Raw genomic sequence first — 21,758 nt, 5'->3', positions numbered from 1 at the left:
GGCCTTTTAGCAGTGAAATGGAGGAATATATGGGTACTGAAAACACAGAAAGCCACAGTGAATATGGAGCGGATCAGATTCAGATTCTGGAAGGTCTGGAAGCAGTCCGCAAAAGACCTGGTATGTATATTGGTTCCACATCAGCCAGAGGTCTCCACCATCTGGTTTACGAGATTGTAGACAATGCGGTGGATGAGGCTCTTGCGGGTCATTGTGATACCATTGATGTTACCATCAATCAGGATAATTCCATTACGGTTATAGATAATGGGCGTGGTATTCCTGTGGGGATCAACCATAAAGCAGGCATCCCTGCGGTGGAAGTGGTATTTACCATCCTGCATGCCGGCGGCAAATTCGGCGGCGGGGGATATAAGGTATCCGGCGGACTCCATGGTGTGGGCGCATCTGTAGTAAACGCTCTTTCCGACTGGCTTGAGGTGGAAATCTGCCAGGAAGGCAAGGTATACAGACAGCGTTATGAGCGGGGAAAGACGATTGATACGCTGAAGGTGGTCGGGGAATGCGATCCGGAAAAAACAGGTACCAAGGTAACCTTTAAGCCGGATTCCGCGATTTTCCAGGAAACTACGGTTTATGATTTCGATATACTGAAGCAGCGTCTGCGTGAGATGGCATTTCTTACCAGGGGCCTTCGAATTATACTCAGAGATGTGAGAGAGGAAAATCCCCAGGAAAAAACCTTCCACTACGAAGGCGGGATCAAAGAATTCGTCACGTATCTGAACAAGAGCAAATCCGCCCTTTACGACAATGTTATGTATTTTGAGGGCAGCAAGAACAACGTGTACGTGGAAGTGGCAATGCAGCATAATGATTCCTATACGGAAAGCATTTACAGCTTTGTCAATAATATAAATACGCCGGAAGGCGGAACCCATCTGGTGGGCTTCCGGAATGCCATTACCAAAACCTTTAATGATTATGCAAGAAACAATAAGCTGCTTAAGGACAGTGAGACCAACCTTACCGGTGAAGATATCCGGGAAGGAATGACAGCTATTGTCAGCGTAAAGATTGAAGATCCCCAGTTTGAAGGACAGACAAAGCAGAAGCTGGGGAATTCCGAAGCAAGAGGCGCGGTGGACAATGTGGTCAGCGAGCAGCTTACCTATTATCTGGAACAGAATCCGTCCATTGCCAAAACGATTTGTGAAAAATCCATCCTGGCCCAGCGTGCCAGGGAAGCGGCCAGAAAGGCGAGGGAGCTGACGAGAAGAAAGACGGCTCTGGAAGGAATGTCCCTGCCCGGAAAGCTGGCGGATTGTTCGGATAAAGATCCGAAAAACTGTGAAATTTATATCGTTGAGGGAGATTCCGCCGGCGGATCCGCCAAGAAAGCCAGGAGCCGCGCCACGCAGGCCATCCTTCCCCTGAGAGGAAAGATCCTGAATGTGGAAAAGGCAAGGCTGGATAAGGTATATGCCAATGCGGAGATCAAAGCCATGATTACCGCATTCGGTACGGGTATCCATGATGATTTTGACGTGAGCAAATTACGGTATCATAAAATTATTATTATGACCGATGCCGATGTGGATGGTTCCCATATTGCCACACTTTTACTCACCTTCATATACCGTTTTATGCCGGAGCTTATTAAGCAGGGACATGTATATCTCGCTCAGCCCCCTCTGTATAAGCTGGAAAAAAATAAAAAAGAATGGTATGCCTATAGCGATGAAGAACTGAATGCGATCTTAACGGAAGTGGGAAGGGATCAGAACAATAAGATCCAGCGTTATAAAGGTCTGGGAGAAATGGATGCAGAACAGCTCTGGGAAACCACCATGGATCCGGAAAAACGTATTTTGCTGCGTGTCAATATGGATGAGGAAGCAGAATCGGAAGTGGATCTTACCTTCACCACTCTTATGGGCGATAAAGTGGAGCCAAGACGTGAGTTTATCGAGGACAATGCCAAATATGCCAAGAATCTGGATATCTGATAACTGGTACTGTAGAAACGGAGAGTCAATAAACAATGGAAGATAATATTTTTGACAAAATTCATGAGGTCGATTTGAAAGAAACCATGGAGAAATCCTACATCGACTATGCCATGAGCGTTATTGCATCCCGTGCGCTTCCGGATGTCCGAGATGGTTTAAAGCCGGTTCAGCGGCGAGTCCTCTATTCCATGATAGAGTTGAATAACGGCCCGGATAAACCCCATAGGAAATGTGCCCGTATCGTCGGCGATACCATGGGTAAATACCATCCCCACGGAGACAGCTCCATTTACGGCGCTTTGGTTAATATGGCCCAGGAGTGGTCCACCAGATACCCTCTGGTAGACGGTCACGGAAACTTCGGTTCCGAGGATGGTGACGGTGCTGCCGCCATGCGTTATACGGAAGCCAGGCTTTCCAAGATCTCTATGGAAATGCTGGCGGATATCAATAAAGATACCGTAGATTTTGTGCCCAACTTCGATGAAACCGAGAAGGAACCCACCGTTCTGCCCAGCCGTTATCCGAACCTGCTTGTAAACGGAACCTCCGGTATCGCCGTTGGTATGGCGACTAATATCCCCCCGCACAACCTCCGCGAGGTGGTGAATGCGGTGGTGAAGATCATTGATAACCGTGTGAATGAGAACCGGGATACCGATATGGAAGAAGTCCTTCAGATTATCACCGCTCCCGATTTCCCCACAGGCGGTATTATTTTGGGAACCAGGGGCAGTGAGGAAGCCTACCGCACCGGCCGGGGAAAGGTACGTGTCCGCGCCGTTACCGATATCGAGACACTGCCCAACGGAAAGAGCCAGATCATTGTAACGGAACTGCCTTATATGGTGAACAAGGCCCGTCTGATCGAAAAGATCGCGGAGCTTCATAAAGAGAAAAAAATAGACGGTATTACGGATCTCAGGGACGAATCCAACCGGGAAGGCACCCGTATCGTCATTGAACTGCGCAGGGATGCCAACGCCAACGTGATCCTGAATCTGCTGTATAAGCATACCCAGATGCAGGATACCTTCGGTATCATCATGCTGGCCCTGGTAAATAACGAACCTAAGGTGCTCAACCTTATGGAAATGCTGAAGCTTTATTTAAAGCATCAGGAGGACGTTGTTACCAGAAGAACCAAATACGATCTGAACAAAGCACAAGAGCGGGATCATATATTGCAGGGCCTGCTTATCGCCCTGGATCATATCGACGAAGTGATCCGTATCATCCGTTCCAGCCGGAATACCCAGGATGCCAAAGAAAAACTGATGGAACGCTTTGAACTTTCGGATCCTCAGTCACAGGCTATCGTGGATATGCGGCTGCGTGCTCTTACCGGTTTGGAAAGAGAAAAGCTGGAGAATGAGCACAAGGAGCTTATGGCGAGGATAGCTGAATTAAAGGCAATTCTTGCGGATGAAAAGCTTCTGCTGGGCGTAATACGCGAAGAGATACAGATTACCGCCCTGAAATACGGGGATGACAGAAGAAGCCGTATCGGTTATGACGAATATGATATTTCCATGGAGGATATGATCCCCAGGGATAATACGGTAATTGCCATGACCAATCTGGGTTATATCAAGCGTATGACCATAGATAATTTTAAATCCCAGAACAGAGGGGGAAAAGGCATTAAGGGCATGCAGACGATTGAAGAGGATTTCATTGCGGATCTTCTCATGACCACCACCCACCATTATGTGATGTTCTTTACCAACTACGGAAGGGTTTACCGGCTGAAGGCCTATGAAATTCCGGAGGCCAGCAGAACGGCCAGAGGTACCGCTATCATTAACCTTCTCCAGCTGAATCCGGGAGAAAAGATATCCGCGATTATTCCGGTGAAGGATTATGAAGATGACAAAAACCTTTTTATGGTTACCAGAAAAGGTATCGTGAAGAAAACACCGGTTATGGAATACAGCAATGTGCGTAAAAACGGGCTTGCGGCAATTAATCTCCGTGATGATGATGAATTGATCGAAGTAAAAATTACGGATGCGGATACGGATCTTTTCCTTGTGACAAGACACGGCATGTGCATCCGCTTCAAGGAAACGGATGTAAGGGCGACCGGAAGGATGTCTATGGGTGTAATCGGCATGAACCTGGATGACGGGGATGAGATTGTAGGCATGCAGCTGGACAGCCAGGGAGATTCCCTGTTGATAGTTTCCGAAAACGGTATGGGCAAACGTACCTATCTGGAGGAATTCAGTGTCCAGAAGAGGGGCGGCAAGGGTGTTAAATGCTACAAGATCACAGAAAAGACAGGCTATGTGGTAGGCGTTAAGGGGTGCAATGATGATCATGAAATCATGATGATTACCACAGAAGGGATAATTATCCAATTAAGGGTTGAAGATATTTCCATTCTGGGAAGAATCACTTCCGGCGTAAAGATGATTAACCTGGATAAGGGTGTAAAAGTAGCCCAGATAGCTAAAGTAAGAGAAAAAGTTTCCGATGGAAGCCAGGAATTTGAAAACCCGGATGATGCTATGGAGGATATTCCGGAGGAAGAAAGATTTCCCGGAGAAATAGAAGAGGAAAATATAATTTTCCCTACGGAAACTGAGGAATAGTCATCAGGCAGAAACAGGATATCTGTCCTGCCGGGGCATGTGGAATAAGCAGACAGCCATTGCGGCTGTCTGCTTATTTCCTTACAAGGAGAAGCCGAATATGAAACATATATTACTTGTTGAGGATGATAAAGCTCTTGCGGAAGGGATAGTACTTGTGCTGCGTCAGAATGAATTATCATTTCAATGCTGCCATAATGTCAAGGATGCGAAAAAGGTGCTGGATAAAAATAGCTTTGATCTCATCCTGCTTGATATAAATCTCCCTGACGGCAGCGGTCTGGATATCTGCCGGGGGCTTCGGAAAGAGGGACGGATGGATCCTGTAATTTTCCTGACAGCTTTGGATACGGAACTGCATGAAGTGACAGGATTCCAGGCCGGGGCGGACGATTATATTACCAAGCCTTTTTCACTTGCCGTATTAAGGGAGCGGGTAATGGCGGCGCTGAGGAGAGGGGAAAGACGCCAGTCCGAAAAGGTGGCGGCTTCGGTGATGAAGGAAGGACCGTTTACCTTGGATTTTGAAAAACAGACTTTTTTTATGGGGGACAGGGAAATTATTCTGAGCAGAACCGAGCAAAAGCTTCTTATGGTACTGATGAAAAATAAAAACAGGATTCTGGAAAGAGATACGCTGATCGGTAGGATATGGGGAAACGACGGAGAATTCGTGGATGAAAATGCACTTTCCGTTACCATCAAAAGACTGCGGGATAAATTAGAGACAGATCCCAGAAAACCGGAATATATTCAGACAGTTTACGGAATTGGTTACCGTTTTCAGATAAATGAGGAGGAGCCGTCATGATTGCACTTGTAAGCAGAAGAATATTCTGGAACATCCCTGTTATTTTTTTGATATTCGCGGTTCTTGTGCTTGCAGGAGTTTTGATTTATGTAAGTATAAAAATACGCAGGGAGTATGCGCTGTTGGATCAAATGCTGGACAGTGCCATAGAAGGCACCTTTCAGGAAAAAAATTTTGATGAACTTATGCTTTCCCGGCTGGAAAGCAAAATGTACCAGTTTCTGTCCTCCAGTTCTCTCGGAAGAAAAAGCATTGAGGAGGAAAAGGAGAAGGTGGAGGAACTTATCGCCAACATATCCCATCAGACCAAAACACCCATTACAACGATTCGGCTTTACGCCGGCCTGCTTGAGGAAAAAGATCTTCAGGAAGAAGAAAAACTGCTGGTTAAGCGGATCGAGGAACAAAATGACAGAATGGCTTTTCTCATTGAGAATCTGGTTAAAATGTCCCGGCTGGAAAACGGGATTGTATCGGTGCATCCTGTAAACCAGGATATTGCAGTCCTCATGGATAATCTGACGGGTATCTTTGAAAAAAGCGGGGATCATAGGATTTTCTTTGATCCCGGATTCCGGGAACAGGAAACGGTGCAGGTATGCTGCGATCTGAAATGGACGGTGGAAGCAATTTCCAATATTATAGAAAATGCACAGAAATATACGGATCAAAACGGTTCAATCGTGATCACAGTGATACCCTATCACAGTTTTACCGCCGTACAGATAAAGGATACCGGAATCGGAATCGCGGAGGAAGAGCAGGCATCTGTATTCAGCCGTTTTTACCGGTCCGAAAAGGTGAATGATAAAAAGGGGGTGGGGCTGGGTCTTTATCTGGCCAGGGAGATCATTTCCAAGCAGGGCGGCTATATCAGCCTTCAGTCAGAGGAAGGAAAAGGCTCCTGTTTCCGCGTATTCCTGCCGGAGCGTTCCGGGAAGAAAGCAGAATGAGGGATATAGGCGGGCTTTTCTTAACAGATAGATTTAAGTTTCTGTTAAAGATTTTCTGTTTCTTTTAAGAATTGTGTCCAATTCTTTCAAAACTGTCACGATTCTTTTTTTCATGGAAAGAACATGGAAAGATTCATTTGTTATAGTTATCTCAGATAAGAAAACAGGCAGGAAAGGAAAGTAATTATGAAAATTCTTATAACAGAAGATCTTAAGAAAATTTATGGAAACAAAGAAAATGAGGTATATGCCTTAAATGGCGTTAATTTCTCGGTGGAAGAGGGTGAATTCGTTTCTATTGTAGGAACCTCCGGGAGCGGGAAATCGACCCTTCTCCATATGCTGGGAGGGCTGGATCGTCCCACAGCAGGCAAGGTAATTGTGGACGGAAAGGATATTTTCAGCCTGAAGGATGAAGCGCTTACTATTTTCAGACGCAGGAAAATAGGGTTTGTATTCCAGAGCTATAATCTGGTACCTGTACTCAATGTATATGAAAATATAGTCCTTCCTATTGAACTGGACGGAAACAAAGTAGATAAGGGCTATGTGGAGGAATTAATAGAAACTCTTGGGATCCGGGAAAAACTCCAGAATCTCCCCGGCCAGCTGTCGGGCGGACAACAGCAGAGAGTGGCTATAGCAAGGGCACTTGCAGCGAAACCGGCTATTGTACTGGCAGATGAACCTACAGGAAACCTGGATTCCCGAACGAGCCAGGATGTTCTCGGCCTTTTAAAGGTAACCGGTGAAAAATTCGGTCAGACCATCGTGATGATAACCCATAATCCGGATCTGGCCCAGCTGGCTGACCGTATTGTAAGAATAGAAGATGGGATGATTCAGAGCCGGAAGGGGTGTGAGGCAGATGCTTAAGGTAAAAAATCAGAAATGTATTACCCGCCTTGCCGATAAAACCTTCCAGGCGAATAAAACACGGAATATTATTGCGGTAATTGCCATTGCCCTTACCACTATTTTATTTACCGCATTGTTTACCATAGGCAGCGGAGCGGTGGAATCCTTTCAGTATAACACGATGCTGCAGGCCGGAGGAAAGTGCCATGCAACTATAAAATTTGCATCGCCCTCCATCTATGAAGGAGTCAAATCCCATCCTCTGGTAAAAGAAACAGGATATCGGTTAATAACGGCGGACAGTGTAGACAACCCGGAATTCCTGAAACGCCGTGTGGAAATGTATTACGAAGATGAGACTTGCATGGAGCTGAGTTTTATATCTCTGAAGGAAGGAAGTATCCCACAGGCGGAAAATGAGATTATAATGGATGTTCCATCTCTGGACCTGCTGGGGGTACCGGCCAGAATCGGGGAAAAACTGACTCTTCTTCTTACGGTCAAGGGACAACAGGTAGAGCGGGAATTTGTTCTTTCCGGCTACTGGGAGCCTGTAAACCCTTCCATGAATGTAGGATTTGCCATCTGTTCCAAGGCATATACGTTAAAATATGCGGATGAACTTGCCTATACTCATGATGCTGCCAATGTGCAGGATTATAGTATGACCGGATCTGTTATGTATGATCTCATGTTTACCAATTCATATGGGATGAAACAGAAAATGCAGACCTTGGTGGAGGATTTGGGATATTCCCTGAATGATAAGGATGATAATTTTATATCCGCCAATGTAAACTGGGCATATCTGAGCAACAGCATGGGGGCGGATCCGCTTACCATAATGACAGTGGCGGCGGCACTGGGGTTGATTATCCTTACCGGATATTTGATAATTTATAATATTTTCCAGATATCCGTAATACGGGATATCCGGTTCTATGGATTATTGAAAACAATCGGGACCACAGGAAAACAGATTAAAAAAATCATACGCAGACAGGGGATGCGTCTGTCCCTTTATGGCATACCGATAGGCCTGGTAGTGGGATTTTTAATAGGAAAAGCAATTGTTCCCTTTATTATGGAAGTCAGTAATTACAGCGACGGAGAGATAAGCATTTCCCTGAATCCCCTTATCTTTGTGGGGGCGGCTCTGTTTTCCCTCTTTACGGTGGCTATCAGTACCAGAAAACCCGGAAGGATGGCGGCGGCTATTTCTCCGGTGGAAGCGGTGAAATATACGGACACTTCGGCTGAAATCCGCAAAAAGAATAAAAAATCCACTGACGGCGGTAAATTATTTAAAATGGCACTGTCAAATCTGGGAAGAAACAGGAAAAGGACCATATTAGTTATCATATCCCTTTCCCTGAGTGTGATTTTGATGAACAGCGTGGTAACTTTAGCGGAAAGCTTTGATCTGAATAAATATCTGTCCACCTTTGTGGATACGGATTTTCTGGCGGCCCATGCCCTGTATTTTAACAGTGACTACAGGAGCAGCGATGAAAGGATTTCTGAAAGCCTGATCCAGGCTATTAAAGAAGGACCGGGATTTGAGGAAGGCGGACGTATCCTTTTTTATCCGGGAGTATCCGTGAAGATGCCGGAGCCGAATCCGATTCATCTGAATGAGTACGGGGCGGCTATGAATGCAGAGGGAGAATGGATCAACGTTGATGAGAACATGTATCCGAGAGCGAATCTGTATGGACTGGAGGAACTTCCCCTTGCCAGGATGGAAATTGTGGCAGGTGAAAAGGATCCGGCAGTTTTAAAGGAAAAGCTGGATACCGGAAATTATATTATAGAAGGGCTGGAAACGGATGATTATGGGGAGGTATATGAAAAGTATGTGAAATATTCCATAGGGGATAAAGTAACTATCCATAACAGCAGCGGACTGGAAAAAGAAGTGGAAGTGATTGCCCAGATAAAGATCAAGTATTATACCAACAGTGTAAGATATTCCAGCGTGGATTATGTATTTTATACCAGTAAAGAAGGCTATGAAAAACTGGGCGGGGATATGGACAGCGTAATGACATATGTGTTCCAGTGCCTGGATGAAAAAGAAGGGGAAATGGAACAGTTTCTTGCCTCTTATACGGAAAACCAGGAACCGATGATGTCCTATGAATCAAAAACCAGATACCTGGATGAGTTCCAGAGTCTGAAAGGAACATTTACCCTGGTGGGAGGCGTTCTATCTCTGATTATCGGAATTATAGGGGTTTTGAACTTTGTGAATGCCTGCATTACAAGCATAATTACAAGAAAAAAGGAATTTGCCACACTCAAGGCAATCGGTATGACAGAGAAGCAAATCCAGAAAATGGTCTGTATGGAAGGCGGCTATTATGCAGCAGGGGTTGTATTTTTCAGCTTGACCGCCGGAAGCATCTTTTCTCTGGTGGTAATGGGAAATTTCGTCATGTTTTGGTTTACAACCTACCGGTTTATCCTTTGGCCTATGCTTATAGTACTTCCTTTTATGGTTATCCTGGGAATCTTAGTCCCTTATATAACCATACGGATTACCGATAAAGAAAGCGTAGTGGAAATGCTGAGAGAAGAATAATGCATTGAGAGGGCGGTAAACTATCCGTCCTCTCCTTTTCCGTTTCTGTTACAACTCACGGCTGCGCTGTGTCTGGGAAAGATTCCATACAACCGCGAATTGTAATCCGTTTTTGCAAAAAACAATAGACAAATCATAAAAAAAAGATTATAAAGTATATATTGAGGAGAATCCTATTGAAAGGATATTATGAGGAGACAATTTATGGAAAACAGGAAGGCACTGCTTTGCGGCAGTGTATTAGTGTTATTTGCAGCTTTACTGGCATTTGGCTTTGTGGCTGCGGGTGAAAACGGTTCGGTGAGCGTACGTTTACTGGAGGAGGCCGTAGGTTACTGTATGCAGTATGTGGGAGTGGCATAATTGGAATATGTACCGGCGAAAACGATTGTAACAAAGACAAAATCCTCCGGGTGGTTTGGAATTGATTATAATATGAATATATACAGAGGCTGCTGTCACGGCTGTATTTACTGCGACAGCCGTTCCGACTGCTATGGAATTACGGATTTTGATAAGGTGAGGGCCAAAGAGGATGCCCTTCGGATCATCCGGGATGATCTGCGGCGCAAGGTAAAAACCGGAGTGGTGGGAACCGGTGCCATGAGTGATCCCTATAACCCTTATGAAAAAGAAGAAGAACTGACCAGGCATGCCCTGGAGTTAGTGGATGCCTTTGGGTTTGGCGCCGCAATAGCAACAAAAAGTGATCTGATAGTGAGGGATATGGATATTCTGTCAGAAATCAAAGAGCATTCCCCTGTTCTGTGCAAGATCACGATTACCTCTGCGGAGGATTCCCTTTCTTCTCTGGTGGAACCCCGTGTCTGTCCCTCTTCCGTACGTTTTGAAACGGTTAGCCGGCTTAGGGAAGCAGGTATTTTTACGGGAATCCTGCTGATGCCTGTGCTGCCTTTCCTGGAGGACAATGAGGATAATATTAAGGCAATCGTTAAAATGGCACACGAAGCAGGTGCACGATTTATTTATGCCGCGTTTGGAATGACTATGAGGGATAAGCAGAGGAACTGGTATTATAACAGGCTCAGGGAGCTTTTCCCCGGCAAAGACTATGTGCAGCAGTATGAGAAAAGGTATGGTACCCGTTATCAATGCACCAGTCCCAGGGCGGCGAAACTGTGGAAGGTTTTTCAGACAGAATGTGAAAAATACGGAATCCTTTATGAGATGAAAAGTATTATCAGGGCTTATAAAAGAGGGTACGAGTGTACACAGTTGAGTTTGTTTGACGGTATGTGACTGAAGCGGCAGGTACAATATTGGGATCAGGAGGGAAATAAAGATGGACATCGATAAAATCCAGCAAAAGGCAGAAGAAATGCGTATACTGAATCTTGGGGTAATGAAGGACGGAAAAATCCTTTTAAAAAAAGACTGGGATGGAGAAATCAGGCGGAACCAGTATTCTGCCAGCAAAAGTTTTACCAGTATTGCGGTGGGAATGGCCTGTAAGGAAGGGCTTCTTTCCCTGGATGAAAAGCTGTGTGAAGCATTTGAGGAAGAAATGCCGGATAATCCTTCTTCTTTTTTATGCCTGGCAACAGTAAGGGATCTGCTTACCATGTGCCTGGGACAGGATTCGGTTTATCTGATGGGAGAACAGCGGCCGCTCATGGAAGAAAAGGATTGGGTACGTTTTACCTTGTCCCGCCCTTTTACACAGGAGCCGGATACCCATTTCCTGTATAACAATGCGGGACCTTATCTTGCCGGTATCCTGGTACAGAGAAGGGCCGGCTGTGATCTTGTTCATTATCTCATGCCCCGGCTTTTTGAGCCTATGGGAATCCGAAGGCCTGTCTGGGAAACGGATCCCCTTGGATATACCTTTGGAGCCGGCGGCCTGTTTTTATGCATGACAGAGCTGATGAAATTCGGCCAGCTTCTGCTTCAGGAGGGAAACTGGGAGGGCAGGCAGTTAGTCCCTTCCGCCTATATCAAAGAAGCGTCGGTGAAGCAGGTTGATAACGGCAAAGAAGGTTATGGTTATCTTTTCTGGCGCGGACCTTATCATTCATATCGGGCGGACGGAAAATACGGACAGCTGGCCATCGTGCTTCCTGAGAAAAATGCAGTGATTGCCATAAATGCGGAGTCACGGGATGCGGAAGAAATGATGAACTGCTGTATGGATACCATTGTGCCGCAATTGTAGGAGGAGAATATAGAATGCTGTTTATAGAATACCCGAAATGTTCTACCTGCCAGAAAGCGAAAAAATGGCTGGACGGGAAAAAAATTAATTATGAGGACAGGCATATAGTGGAGAAAAATCCAACGGAGGAGGAACTGACCGAATGGTACCGCAGAAGCGGCCTTCCTCTTAAGAAATTCTTTAATACCAGCGGATTAAAATATAAACAACTGGGATTAAAAGATAAATTAAAAAATATGAGTGAAGAGGATCAGATTAAGCTGCTTGCAACAGACGGCATGTTGGTTAAGCGTCCTTTGATGATTGCCGATGATTTTATTCTGACCGGATTCAGGGAAAACGAGTGGCAGGATAAGATGGGGGAATAGGATGAAAGAAAATAAATATGACGATCCTCTCTTTTTTGAAAAATACAGGCAGATGGAGCGTTCCCAAAAAGGGCTGGACGGTGCCGGGGAATGGAACACCCTGAAAAAAATGCTTCCGGATTTTGAAGGCAAGACAGTTCTGGATCTTGGATGCGGCTATGGATGGCACTGCGAATATGCCGCCCAGCATGGGGCGGTGAAGGTAATCGGGGTGGATATTTCGGAAAAGATGCTGGAAGAAGCCCGGAAATCCCATAATAAGGGGAATATCGTTTATATCTGCAGTCCCATTGAGGACATCGATATGGACGAAGCATCTTTTGATATTGTAGTAAGTTCCCTGGCTTTTCATTACCTTGCAGATTATGGTGAAGTTGTGGATAAGATCCATAAAATTCTTAAGCCCGGTGGATATCTTGTTTTTTCCGCAGAGCATCCGGTTTTTACTTCCGAAGGAAGCCAGGACTGGTATTACGATGAAAACGGAAAAATCCTTCATTTTCCCGTAGATAATTACTACTATGAAGGAAAAAGAAATGCGGTATTTCTGGGAGAACAGGTCACCAAATATCACAGGACTTTCACCACATATATTTCTTCTCTGCTGAAAAAAGGATTCCGGCTTGTGGATGTGGAGGAACCGCAGCCTCCGGCTGGAATGCTGGAAAGTGTTCCCGGCATGAAAGATGAAATGCGCCGCCCCATGATGTTTATCGTCTCAGCGCAAAAAGAAAACTAAGAAAACAGGAAACCTTCCCGTATTTTTGTCCCTGTCCGGATATTCCGGCCCGGGACAAAATGCGGGAGTTTTTTTACTTTACGATCCCATGAACCCCCTGTTTTACAGGGATGCAACCTGTGGGTGACAAATTGCAATACACAGATTTCTTGTAATACAGCAGGTTATATGAAAAAATAAACCTATAAAACAATGCCGCAGCTGCGGCAGACAGGAGAGTAAATGAAGAAATTTTGTGATAAACTGATTCAGCTGCGCAGGGAAAAAGGGTATTCCCAGGAGCAGCTGGCTGAATATCTGGAGGTATCAAGACAGTCGGTAAGTAAATGGGAAGCGGATAAGACAATGCCGGAAATAAGCAAGCTGATAGCTATTTCCCAATTATTTCAGGTGACCCTGGATTATCTTCTAATTGACAGCTGTGAGGAAAGGGAAGCAGCAAAGAGGGAGCCTGCCGGAGAAACGGAGGACATCAGGCAGTCTATCAATGAAGTTAAGGAATTTATCGGCTACAGGAAAGGTTTTGAATATAAAAGTATGACGAATATAGCCGGAATTCCCCTGCTTCATATTAAATTCACCCGGAATGCCGGGAGAATCCGGATGAAGGATGCTGCAAAAGGAATTATTGCAATAGGAAATACTGCCATCGGTGTAATAAGCGCCGGTATTTTTTCTGTAGGAATCTTGAGTATCGGCATCCTTTCCGTCGGTCTGTTGGTTTCTCTGGGAGTGGTGTCAATCGGCGCGCTGGCTGTGGGGGTGGCAGCCATCGGGATTGTTGCAGGAGGGGTATCCAGCCTGGGGATATATGCTACAGGGGTGGCGGCAGCCGGTAAAGAAATTGCAACAGGAATATCGGCGGCCGGCAAAACAGCTGTGGCCAGGCCAGGAGAAAAAATGTGGGGATGGAATATGACTTTTATGGAGGAAGGTACCCCCAGGGAAGCAGTAAAGAGCTTTCTTCTCACCTATAATCCTAAGGTGCCCGATTGGATTCTTGATTTTCTTACTCTTATATATAAGTAGGGTGTATAATCTGTAATCATGCTTACAGTAAGCATGGTATACGCAAGCCCAATGTGATATACTTTTTTTAGAATATGTTGTAAAACCGGGTGTTTTAAGAAGGAGGCATGTAATGAAAAGGTATATCACAATTGATAAGAGGTATCTTTTGATACCCATATGTGCGCAGCAGGAACTTAAGACAGTCACGCTGTCTTGTCAGGGGGAAAAGATATATGAATTTAATATCCCCGTGCATGAAAAGGAAGAAGGCTATTACGGATTTCATTACTTTGCACCCATCGATGTGGAAAAATACATAGGAAACGTGTTATTGATAGAAGGAGGGATTTCCGGTTCCTTTCTGGATGCCTTATCCCTTTCAGATACGGTGCCTGAAAATCTCCAGGCCCATCCGCTTCTTCATTTTACGCCCCGGACGGGCTGGATGAATGATCCCAACGGCCTGCTGTATAAGGATGGGATCTATCATTTGTACTTCCAATATAATCCCTTTGATACACGTTGGGAAAACATGTGCTGGGGGCATGCGGTAAGCAAGGATCTGCTCCATTGGGAGCAGAAGGAAACGGCACTGTATCCGGACGGCGACGGCGTCATGTATTCCGGCAGCGGTATTGTAAATGAACAGGGACTGCTGGGACTCCCCAGAGATGCCTGCATCTATTTCTATACCTGTGCCGGCAATAAATCCAAATGGAGCCTTGGGAAAACCTTCAACCAGAGAATTGCCTACAGCACAAATCAAGGCAAAACCCTCACTAAGATGGAAGGAAGTGTGGTAAAACATATCTCCGGGGAGAACCGGGATCCCAAAGTCTATTGGCATGAAGAGAGCAGGGGCTATATTATGGTCCTGTATCTGAAGGACAATGAATTTATGATTCTCCGATCCAAGGATCTGAAAAACTGGAAAAAGAGTCAGGTTCTGACACTGAAGGATTCCTGGGAATGTCCGGATCTGCGCAGGATACCAATCGAAGGCGGCGGAGAAAAGTGGGTATTCTGGTGTGCGGACGGCTATTATTTTTTGGGCGATTTTGACGGCTATGAATTTAAAACAGACGGAGTAAAACAGGAAGCTTATCGTACAAAACTTCCTTATGCGGCACAGACCTTCTGGGGAACGGAGGATGTCATTACTATCCCCTGGCTGAGAACCCAAAATAAAGGAAAACTATATACCGGAGTGATGGGGATCCCCAGGATGCTTACGCTTGCCCGGACAACGGAAGGATTACGGCTGAGACAGAATCCGGTTAAGGAGTTCCGGAATGCCAGGATAAGTGTTTCCGCTTCCCAGGGAGAAGGAAAGGTTTTCTACATGATGCAGAAGGCCGCTGTTATTGAATTATCCATTCACATGCAGAATCCCTGTGATTTTTCAGCCAATTTTTACGGGACGTCCATATCCTATGTTCCCTCCTGCGGAAAAATAAATGTGGGAAAGGATACCATACAAATTGGAAAGAACCTGAACGATTTTTCTATCATTGCGGACGGGGAAATCGTGGAGGTTTCTGCGGAAAACGGGCTGGTTTTTGCTGTGTTTGAGATTGAGACGGACAGAAAGTCAGGTAATGTGACGGTGGATGTCAGCGGGAAGGCTTATGTGGATATTTACAGGGTAGAGTAAAAAGGATAGGACGGAAAAATAAAAGAGGAGGCCCATTGCCATACACAGGTAAATACCTATATATGGGCCGGCCTCCTTTTTATTTGCGCGGGATGTTTGATTATATGGATATATTATCAGAATTTATAACTTGCGGCATTAACATACGTGGTATTATCCCCGTCTGCCTCCGGTTCCTCCTTACGATCTTCAAACACCGCAATATCCCCGGATACGAGGCGTACCGCATTTTTAAGTGCAGGCGAACATCTGACAACCGCAATGTCTTCCAGCTTAAGACGATCCCGGAGGAGTTCAGGAGTCACATCATCGGCAATTTCAGCCACAGCGCAGTCAATTACGTGCAGACCATCTGTTTCCTGTTCCAGCAACTGTCTGTCGATATGCATTATGCTTTGATCTGTTATAAGTGTGCCTTTGCTTGCAAAAAGATTGCCGTATTCCACAGGAAGATCAGATATTTCCGGAATACATTTTTCAGGAATGTACAGGGTGCCTGTTACCTTCAGATATTCCAGTTCAGTCAGCACTCCTATCGTTTCCCTGGTTAATGTAAGATTTCCTCTTTTATAAAGTTTTTTCCCAAACATCCGGATAGTACCGGGATTAATCGTTATAGTATCCGGCAGGATACAGCAGCCGTCAGGAATGATCTCAATTTCAGTATGATCAGGAAATAAGGGAAGGCTGGGTACGAATAAGTTTTCTGTTATCGCAGCATTTGAGCAAAGGAGCGTGACCTGTTTTTCCAGCAATGTGCGGATATCCGAATCAGGATCCAGGATACTTACCGTTCCGGTTATGAAATAAGGGGTATTCGGGCGGGCACGGAGGATAAAAAATTTATCAATAACAATGTCTTTCAGCAGGCAGACGGCGTTATCAGGATAGCTTTTCTGTTTGCCGTTCACCTGTATTTTGGACAGGGAAGCGGCAAGGCCTTCCGGATAGAGGAGACTTCCGTTTACAACTATTTTTTCATAACTGTCAACGGCATTACCGGCAGCGGGATGGATAAAAAGCTCGCCGGATACAAACAAAATGGTATGTTCTGAAGCCATGTCTTTTTCTCCGATTTCCACAGAGCCGTTTTTGAGCACTAATTCTGTTCCATCCGGTACTTTGAGGACACAGGCAGTATTCATGCTAACCGGATATTTTGCAGAGAGCAGGGCGGATTTTTCAGACTGGATAACCGCCGCTGCATTGATATTGATTTCAGCATATTGAGACAGTCTTTCTTCCGTTATTTCCGTCATATCACAGACAGCGGTATTAACAGATAATTTTTTTGTTGTTTCCATAGGGGCACCTCTCTTTTATTTTTTGTTTTCCAGTTCGGGATAATTCAGGCGCAGCTTTCGTCTGGCGCTTGCAAGGCGGGAACGTACGGTTGAAGAAGGAATATGGTACATGGCGGACAGCTGTGTCGAATCAAAGCCCTCAAAATACCTTTTTATGAATAATATCCGTTCTTCTTCCGGCAGTTTCTCACACAGCTGCCGCACCTCAATCCGGGATAAATCGTCCCGTGTTTCTGTTTTTTCTTCTGTTTCCGGGCAAGCCGCTTCCCTTCTTACTTTATCAATAAAAAGATTACGGGCTGTTTTATACAGCCATGCACGGCATTGGTGTTTATCCATAACATTCAGTGTTTCCGCATGTTCCAGAGCGCGAAGAAAGGTTTCCTGTACAATATCTTCCGCTGCGCTTTTATCACAGGTCATATTGGTAACATAGCGGACCAGCTCCTGAAAAAACAGCTGATAAATCTGCGTTATCATAAGATTCTCCTGACCGCCTTCTGTTTTTGTGATGATAGTTTCATTGTACCAGATATCGGGAAAATACGGCATTTTTTTGGAATAAGCTTACGTGGGTTAAACAGGGATTGCAGCCGCTTAAGGCGGTTTTTTTTGTTTTTCCCTGCTGAAATTAATTCCAGCTTCCTTCTGTTTTTCTCGATTTGCCTGGCAGAAGCAAAAAGATAATATTCATAGTATAATTCGGGATTTATAGGAATTCCTCCTTTCGTAAAGGTTTGCTTATTTATGCTTTCCTATATAGAACGAATGGGGGAGCGGAAGTGTTGACAGGAAAAAAGAAATTTTATGAAAGAGGCAGACTGGTAAGAAAAGTTATTTATTATTTTTTCCGTGATACCATTCCTCTAATGCATCAAGGACACCCTCTTTTACGGCGGTTTTTATAATAAAAAATAAAAATCCCCCTATGATAGAAGCAATCACTAAATAAAAAAGAATCATAAACAGAACACCAAATACTGACATAAAAATCTCCTTTCTCCTGAACGGTTTAACAAATGCTTATCTGATTTTTTCCATGGTAAAATTATAAAGGAAAACATAAAAAAAATACACGTTTTTAGGGAAAAATAAGAATAATTTAAGATTCATTTTGAACCGTATCTGCTATAATAAAGGAGGTGCAACTTATAATTATAAGGTACTATACTTGTAACTGTCAAAATATGGAACAGTTACCTATAATTAAAATGAAGAGGTATAAAAATGGAAAAAAGACAATACATATGCCCCAAATGCGGCTGCCAGCAATATGAAAGCGATCAGTTTCAGGCAACGGGGGGAAATTTTGCGAAAATATTCGATGTGCAGAATAAGAAATTTGTTACGATCAGCTGCCGGCAGTGTGGTTTTACAGAGCTGTATAAGTCACAGAATTCCGATGGATGGGATATCCTGGATTTCCTTATCGGCAACTGAACCGGCAACTGATTAGAGGGAACAGAAGGAACCGTCCGGGATGTTTTTTGGGGCAAAGTGACAGGAGGGCGGTTCCCAAGGTTATTTCTTATGCATAAAGATACGAAGGAGCAGGCAGAGGAACAGAATAAAAGCGATGGAGAACCCTGCGAATGCAGGCCAGGGAATACCCAGGAGAAGGGGTTCTACAGGGGCCAGGCATAAGAGGGACGAACCGATAAATAAAGAGGCCGTCAGTATGGAAAGAGACAGGGAATGTACGCTGTTTTGAATCCTGTTGCCGGCCTCTTCCGCGTTGGTGAATTCCAGGTTCAGCTTGGTCTGCCCGTTTTTGGTGATGCTGAGCAAATCGGAAAGCTGGGCAGGGATTTCCAGAGATTTGGAAAGGGAGGAATAGGCCAGCCGGGCATTATGCTTTATTTCATGGCGGAGATTAAAATCGTCCATGAGAATGGAAGCCATATGGCCGGAAAGGATCTGGAACATATTTACCTCAGGAGAACAGGCGGACAGCATTCCTTCCATGGTTACCATGCTTCGTCCCAGAAGGGTGATATCAGGAGGAATGGCTATATTATGGGATTTTATCATGTCCAGAAGCTTTTCTATTAAATCACCCACATCCATGCTGCCGAAGCCGGCAGTGAGAAATCTGCTCACAATATCGTCGATATCCGTATATAAGTGTGCATGATTAATCCGTCCTTTGGTTTCGCCGAGAGCGAGAAGTACATTTTTCAGTTCATAGATATCGTTTTTCAGTACTGCGGTCACGGCTCTTTTAAAGAGGGCGCGGTAACGGGAGGAAAGGGTGCCCATCATCCCCAAATCCAGCCAGACGATCTGCCCGCCGGAAATACGGATATTACCAGGGTGGGGATCCGCATGGAAAAAACCGTCCTCCAGTATCTGCTTGCAGTAGTTTTCTGCGGCCTTGCGGCCGATTTCGGTCATATCATAGCCCTGTTCTTCCAGCTCCTCCATGTGATCAATCTGAATCCCTTCCACATAGCTCATGACAAGAATGTGAGAAGTGGTGAGTTCATGGTAAACGCCTGGGCAGGTCACATATTTAATATCCTTCTGGTTCTGGAAAAAGGTGTCACAATTGGCGGCCTCTTTCAGAAAATCCATCTCTTCCTGAGAGGTTTTCCACAGTTCATCCAGGACGGTACGGAAGTCGATGAGTTCCCCCGTACCTATGGTGAATTTTAGGAGGGAAACGGCATGGCGCATCAGCTTGATGTCTTCTTCCATAATCTCATGGATCCGGGGCCGCTGAACCTTGATGACCACCTGCTCCCCATTTTCCAGAACTGCCGGGTGAACCTGTGCGATAGAGGCAGAGCCAAGAGGATCCGGTGATATTTCACGGAAAACATCTTCCGCAGGCTTTCCCAGTTCTCTCTCTATTTCGGATTTTATGACATGAAAAGGAAGGGGCTTCACATCGGTTCTTAACCGTTCAAGCTCCTTACAATAAGACTCCGGCAGCATATCGGATCGCATGGACATAATCTGGCCCAGTTTTACATAGGTGGGGCCTAAGTCCTCCAATATCTGCCGGAGCTTTTCCGGTTGGATACCGGATGTAATATGATGCTTTTTCAGAACCCCCAGTATCTCTTTAAGACGGATACCGGAGGCATCATTTTGCTGCTGGTTATTTGTTGTCACAGTCGTTCCCGTCGCAGGTTTCGGTTTTTTCTTCACAAGAGCACTCTTCTTCACAGGCGCAGTCCTCTTTGGCTTCTTCCTCTGCAGGAGCCGCATTCTTAAGTTCATCCAGCTTTGCCTTCAGGGCTTCCAGCTCTTCCCTGGACATCTTGTCCACTGCGGAAAAAACATCCTTGAACTCATTAACCACATTTACAGTTACATGCTTATTGATTTTTTCCTTGGTGGTACGTTTGAGTTCTTCGTTGAGAACCTTACCCTGCTCTACAGTCAGCTCTCCTTTTTCCACCAGATTGTCAATCAGGTTTTTGGCAGCTTCTCCGGTGGTGGCTACGGCTCCAACGCCTGCCAGAAATATTTTTTTGATTCCTTCGGTAATATCCATTGTTCTTCTTCCTTTCTTAATAAAAAAGACGGTTATTTTGTGATACCCATAGTATAACATATTGACAGAAAATTTCTTGTGTTTCAGAAAGGATTTAGAAAAAATTAAGATAATGATAAGGGTTCCCATTTTTTATAAAAACTGATAGAATAAATCTATAAAATCAGCTGAAACGGGCTGTAAAAATAAGGAAGGGCTAACATATATGAAAAAATTCGATGTAACGGCATTAGGCGAGCTTTTAATTGACTTTACGGATAATGGAAAAAGTGCACAGGGGAATACGTTATTTGAGGCAAATCCGGGAGGGGCGCCTTGCAATGTCCTGGCTATGTTGAATAAGTGCGGACATCCTACCGCTTTTATCGGGAAGGTGGGGAAGGATATTTTTGGCCTGAAGCTGAAGTCTACTCTGGAAGAGGTGGGGATCGATACCTCCAACCTTATTGTGGATGAAAATGCCAGGACGACTCTTGCTTTTGTACAGACCTTCGAGGATGGGGACCGGGATTTTTCTTTCTTCCGGAATCCGGGGGCGGACATGCTGCTTACCGCTGAGGAAGTGAATGAGGATTTGATAAAGGAATCCAGGATATTTCATTTCGGAACGCTCAGCATGACCCATGAGGGAGTAAGGGAAGCTACGAAGAGAGCGATTGCCGTGGCAAAAGAAAGCGGGGCAGTGGTATCTTTTGATCCCAACCTGCGCCCTCCCCTGTGGAATTCCCTGGAGGATGCGAGGGTTCAGGTGGCTTATGGGCTGGGGCAATGTGATGTGCTGAAGATATCTGACAATGAGATCCAGTGGTTTACCGGAGAAGAGGATTACGATGCAGGAATAGCCAGACTGAGAAAGGATTATGATATCCCTCTGATTCTCCTTTCTATGGGAAGGGATGGCAGCAGGGCTTATTATAAGGACTGGAAGGTGGAGGTTGCACCGTTCCTTCAGGAAAGCACCATTGAAACCACAGGGGCGGGGGATACCTTCGGAGGAAGCTGCCTGCATTACCTGTTAACGTACGGCCTTGATAATCTGGATGAGGGCAGGCTTAGGGAAATGCTTACCTTTGCCAATGCGGCCGCATCCATTGTAACAACCAGAAAGGGCGCGCTCCGCGTTATGCCGGACAGGGAAGAAGTGGAACGCTTTATCCGGGCCGCAAATTAATACGGGTGAAGCCGGATAGTTATTACGGAAGGGAATAAGCGCAGGTGCTGCATAGCC

Annotated in this window: 20 protein-coding genes; 15 read left to right on the top strand and 5 right to left on the bottom strand. The window is 45.2% G+C overall.

Translation table 11 applies throughout. The annotated features are described in order from the left end of the window. Positions 1–29: 29 nt before the first annotated feature. The 13 genes from gyrB to DXA36_RS26840 all read left to right on the top strand — a co-directional run bounded on the left by gyrB (position 30) and on the right by DXA36_RS26840 (position 15,724). Positions 30–1,970 carry a DNA topoisomerase (ATP-hydrolyzing) subunit B gene (gyrB, locus tag DXA36_RS26895; RefSeq protein WP_118682357.1) on the top strand — a complete coding sequence of 647 codons (1,941 nt, stop codon included), beginning with the start codon at positions 30–32 and terminating at the stop codon, positions 1,968–1,970. A gap of 35 nt (positions 1,971–2,005) precedes the next feature. Beyond that, positions 2,006–4,570 carry a DNA gyrase subunit A gene (gyrA, locus tag DXA36_RS26890; protein WP_118682356.1) on the top strand — a complete coding sequence of 855 codons (2,565 nt, stop codon included), beginning with the start codon at positions 2,006–2,008 and terminating at the stop codon, positions 4,568–4,570. Between the two features lie 100 nt (positions 4,571–4,670). Next, entirely contained in the window at positions 4,671–5,381 is a 711-nt protein-coding gene (locus tag DXA36_RS26885; protein WP_118682373.1) for a response regulator transcription factor, read from the top strand. Then, positions 5,378–6,334 carry a sensor histidine kinase gene (locus DXA36_RS26880; protein ID WP_118682355.1) on the top strand — a complete coding sequence of 319 codons (957 nt, stop codon included), beginning with the start codon at positions 5,378–5,380 and terminating at the stop codon, positions 6,332–6,334. Before DXA36_RS26885 ends, DXA36_RS26880 begins: the two co-directional genes overlap by 4 nt. A gap of 186 nt (positions 6,335–6,520) precedes the next feature. Then, positions 6,521–7,210, top strand: coding sequence for an ABC transporter ATP-binding protein (locus tag DXA36_RS26875; protein ID WP_118682354.1), 690 nt, complete (start codon positions 6,521–6,523; stop codon positions 7,208–7,210). Next, positions 7,203–9,776, top strand: coding sequence for an ABC transporter permease (locus DXA36_RS26870; RefSeq protein ID WP_118682353.1), 2,574 nt, complete (start codon positions 7,203–7,205; stop codon positions 9,774–9,776). Before DXA36_RS26875 ends, DXA36_RS26870 begins: the two co-directional genes overlap by 8 nt. A 204-nt stretch (positions 9,777–9,980) precedes the next feature. Next, positions 9,981–10,139 (top strand): hypothetical protein, encoded by a 159-nt coding sequence (locus DXA36_RS33180; protein ID WP_182479274.1) that lies wholly within the window; start codon positions 9,981–9,983, stop codon positions 10,137–10,139. After that, positions 10,140–11,036: an SPL family radical SAM protein gene (locus tag DXA36_RS26865; RefSeq protein WP_118682352.1), complete on the top strand. Its 897-nt coding sequence runs from the start codon at positions 10,140–10,142 to the stop codon at positions 11,034–11,036. Between the two features lie 43 nt (positions 11,037–11,079). After that, complete coding sequence (locus DXA36_RS26860) at positions 11,080–11,952, top strand: serine hydrolase domain-containing protein (protein ID WP_118682351.1); 873 nt, start codon at positions 11,080–11,082, stop codon at positions 11,950–11,952. A gap of 14 nt (positions 11,953–11,966) precedes the next feature. Then, positions 11,967–12,320: an arsenate reductase family protein gene (locus DXA36_RS26855; protein ID WP_118682350.1), complete on the top strand. Its 354-nt coding sequence runs from the start codon at positions 11,967–11,969 to the stop codon at positions 12,318–12,320. 1 nt (position 12,321) lies between these two features. Then, positions 12,322–13,059: a class I SAM-dependent methyltransferase gene (locus DXA36_RS26850; RefSeq protein ID WP_118682349.1), complete on the top strand. Its 738-nt coding sequence runs from the start codon at positions 12,322–12,324 to the stop codon at positions 13,057–13,059. A 222-nt stretch (positions 13,060–13,281) separates the two neighbouring features. After that, entirely contained in the window at positions 13,282–14,088 is an 807-nt protein-coding gene (locus tag DXA36_RS26845) for a helix-turn-helix domain-containing protein (protein ID WP_118682348.1), read from the top strand. A gap of 112 nt (positions 14,089–14,200) precedes the next feature. Beyond that, positions 14,201–15,724 (top strand): glycoside hydrolase family 32 protein, encoded by a 1,524-nt coding sequence (locus tag DXA36_RS26840; RefSeq protein ID WP_118682347.1) that lies wholly within the window; start codon positions 14,201–14,203, stop codon positions 15,722–15,724. Positions 15,725–15,840: 116 nt separating this feature from the next. On the opposite strand, the gene DXA36_RS26835 is transcribed toward DXA36_RS26840, so the two are convergent. The 3 genes from DXA36_RS26835 to DXA36_RS33175 form a co-directional block, all read right to left on the bottom strand. Continuing rightward, positions 15,841–17,028, bottom strand: a complete 1,188-nt coding sequence (locus DXA36_RS26835) for a hypothetical protein (protein WP_118682346.1) — start codon at positions 17,026–17,028, stop codon at positions 15,841–15,843. 15 nt (positions 17,029–17,043) lie between these two features. After that, positions 17,044–17,580, bottom strand: coding sequence for an RNA polymerase sigma factor (locus DXA36_RS26830; protein WP_118682345.1), 537 nt, complete (start codon positions 17,578–17,580; stop codon positions 17,044–17,046). A 282-nt stretch (positions 17,581–17,862) separates the two neighbouring features. Continuing rightward, positions 17,863–18,015, bottom strand: coding sequence for a hypothetical protein (locus tag DXA36_RS33175; protein WP_182479273.1), 153 nt, complete (start codon positions 18,013–18,015; stop codon positions 17,863–17,865). Positions 18,016–18,255: 240 nt separating this feature from the next. Here DXA36_RS33175 and DXA36_RS26825 point away from each other — a divergent pair, with 240 nt between their 5' ends. After that, a complete protein-coding gene (locus tag DXA36_RS26825; RefSeq protein WP_118682344.1) occupies positions 18,256–18,468 on the top strand; it encodes a zinc ribbon domain-containing protein in 213 nt (70 codons plus the stop codon). Positions 18,469–18,549: 81 nt separating this feature from the next. Here DXA36_RS26825 and DXA36_RS26820 read toward each other — a convergent pair whose 3' ends face one another. Both DXA36_RS26820 and DXA36_RS26815 read right to left on the bottom strand, forming a co-directional pair. Beyond that, complete coding sequence (locus DXA36_RS26820) at positions 18,550–20,181, bottom strand: ABC1 kinase family protein (protein ID WP_243114752.1); 1,632 nt, start codon at positions 20,179–20,181, stop codon at positions 18,550–18,552. Continuing rightward, complete coding sequence (locus DXA36_RS26815) at positions 20,132–20,530, bottom strand: phasin family protein (RefSeq protein WP_118682342.1); 399 nt, start codon at positions 20,528–20,530, stop codon at positions 20,132–20,134. Before DXA36_RS26815 ends, DXA36_RS26820 begins: the two co-directional genes overlap by 50 nt. A 205-nt stretch (positions 20,531–20,735) precedes the next feature. On the opposite strand from DXA36_RS26815, the gene DXA36_RS26810 reads away from it, so the two are divergent. After that, complete coding sequence (locus tag DXA36_RS26810; RefSeq protein WP_118682341.1) at positions 20,736–21,701, top strand: carbohydrate kinase family protein; 966 nt, start codon at positions 20,736–20,738, stop codon at positions 21,699–21,701. Positions 21,702–21,758: the final 57 nt, after the last annotated feature.

The sequence above is a fragment of the Eisenbergiella sp. OF01-20 genome (assembly GCF_003478085.1).
Classification (GTDB): Bacteria; Bacillota; Clostridia; order Lachnospirales; family Lachnospiraceae; genus Eisenbergiella.
The sequence above is the reverse complement of the archived record's forward strand: the minus strand, read 5'-3'. Positions and strand labels throughout refer to the sequence as shown.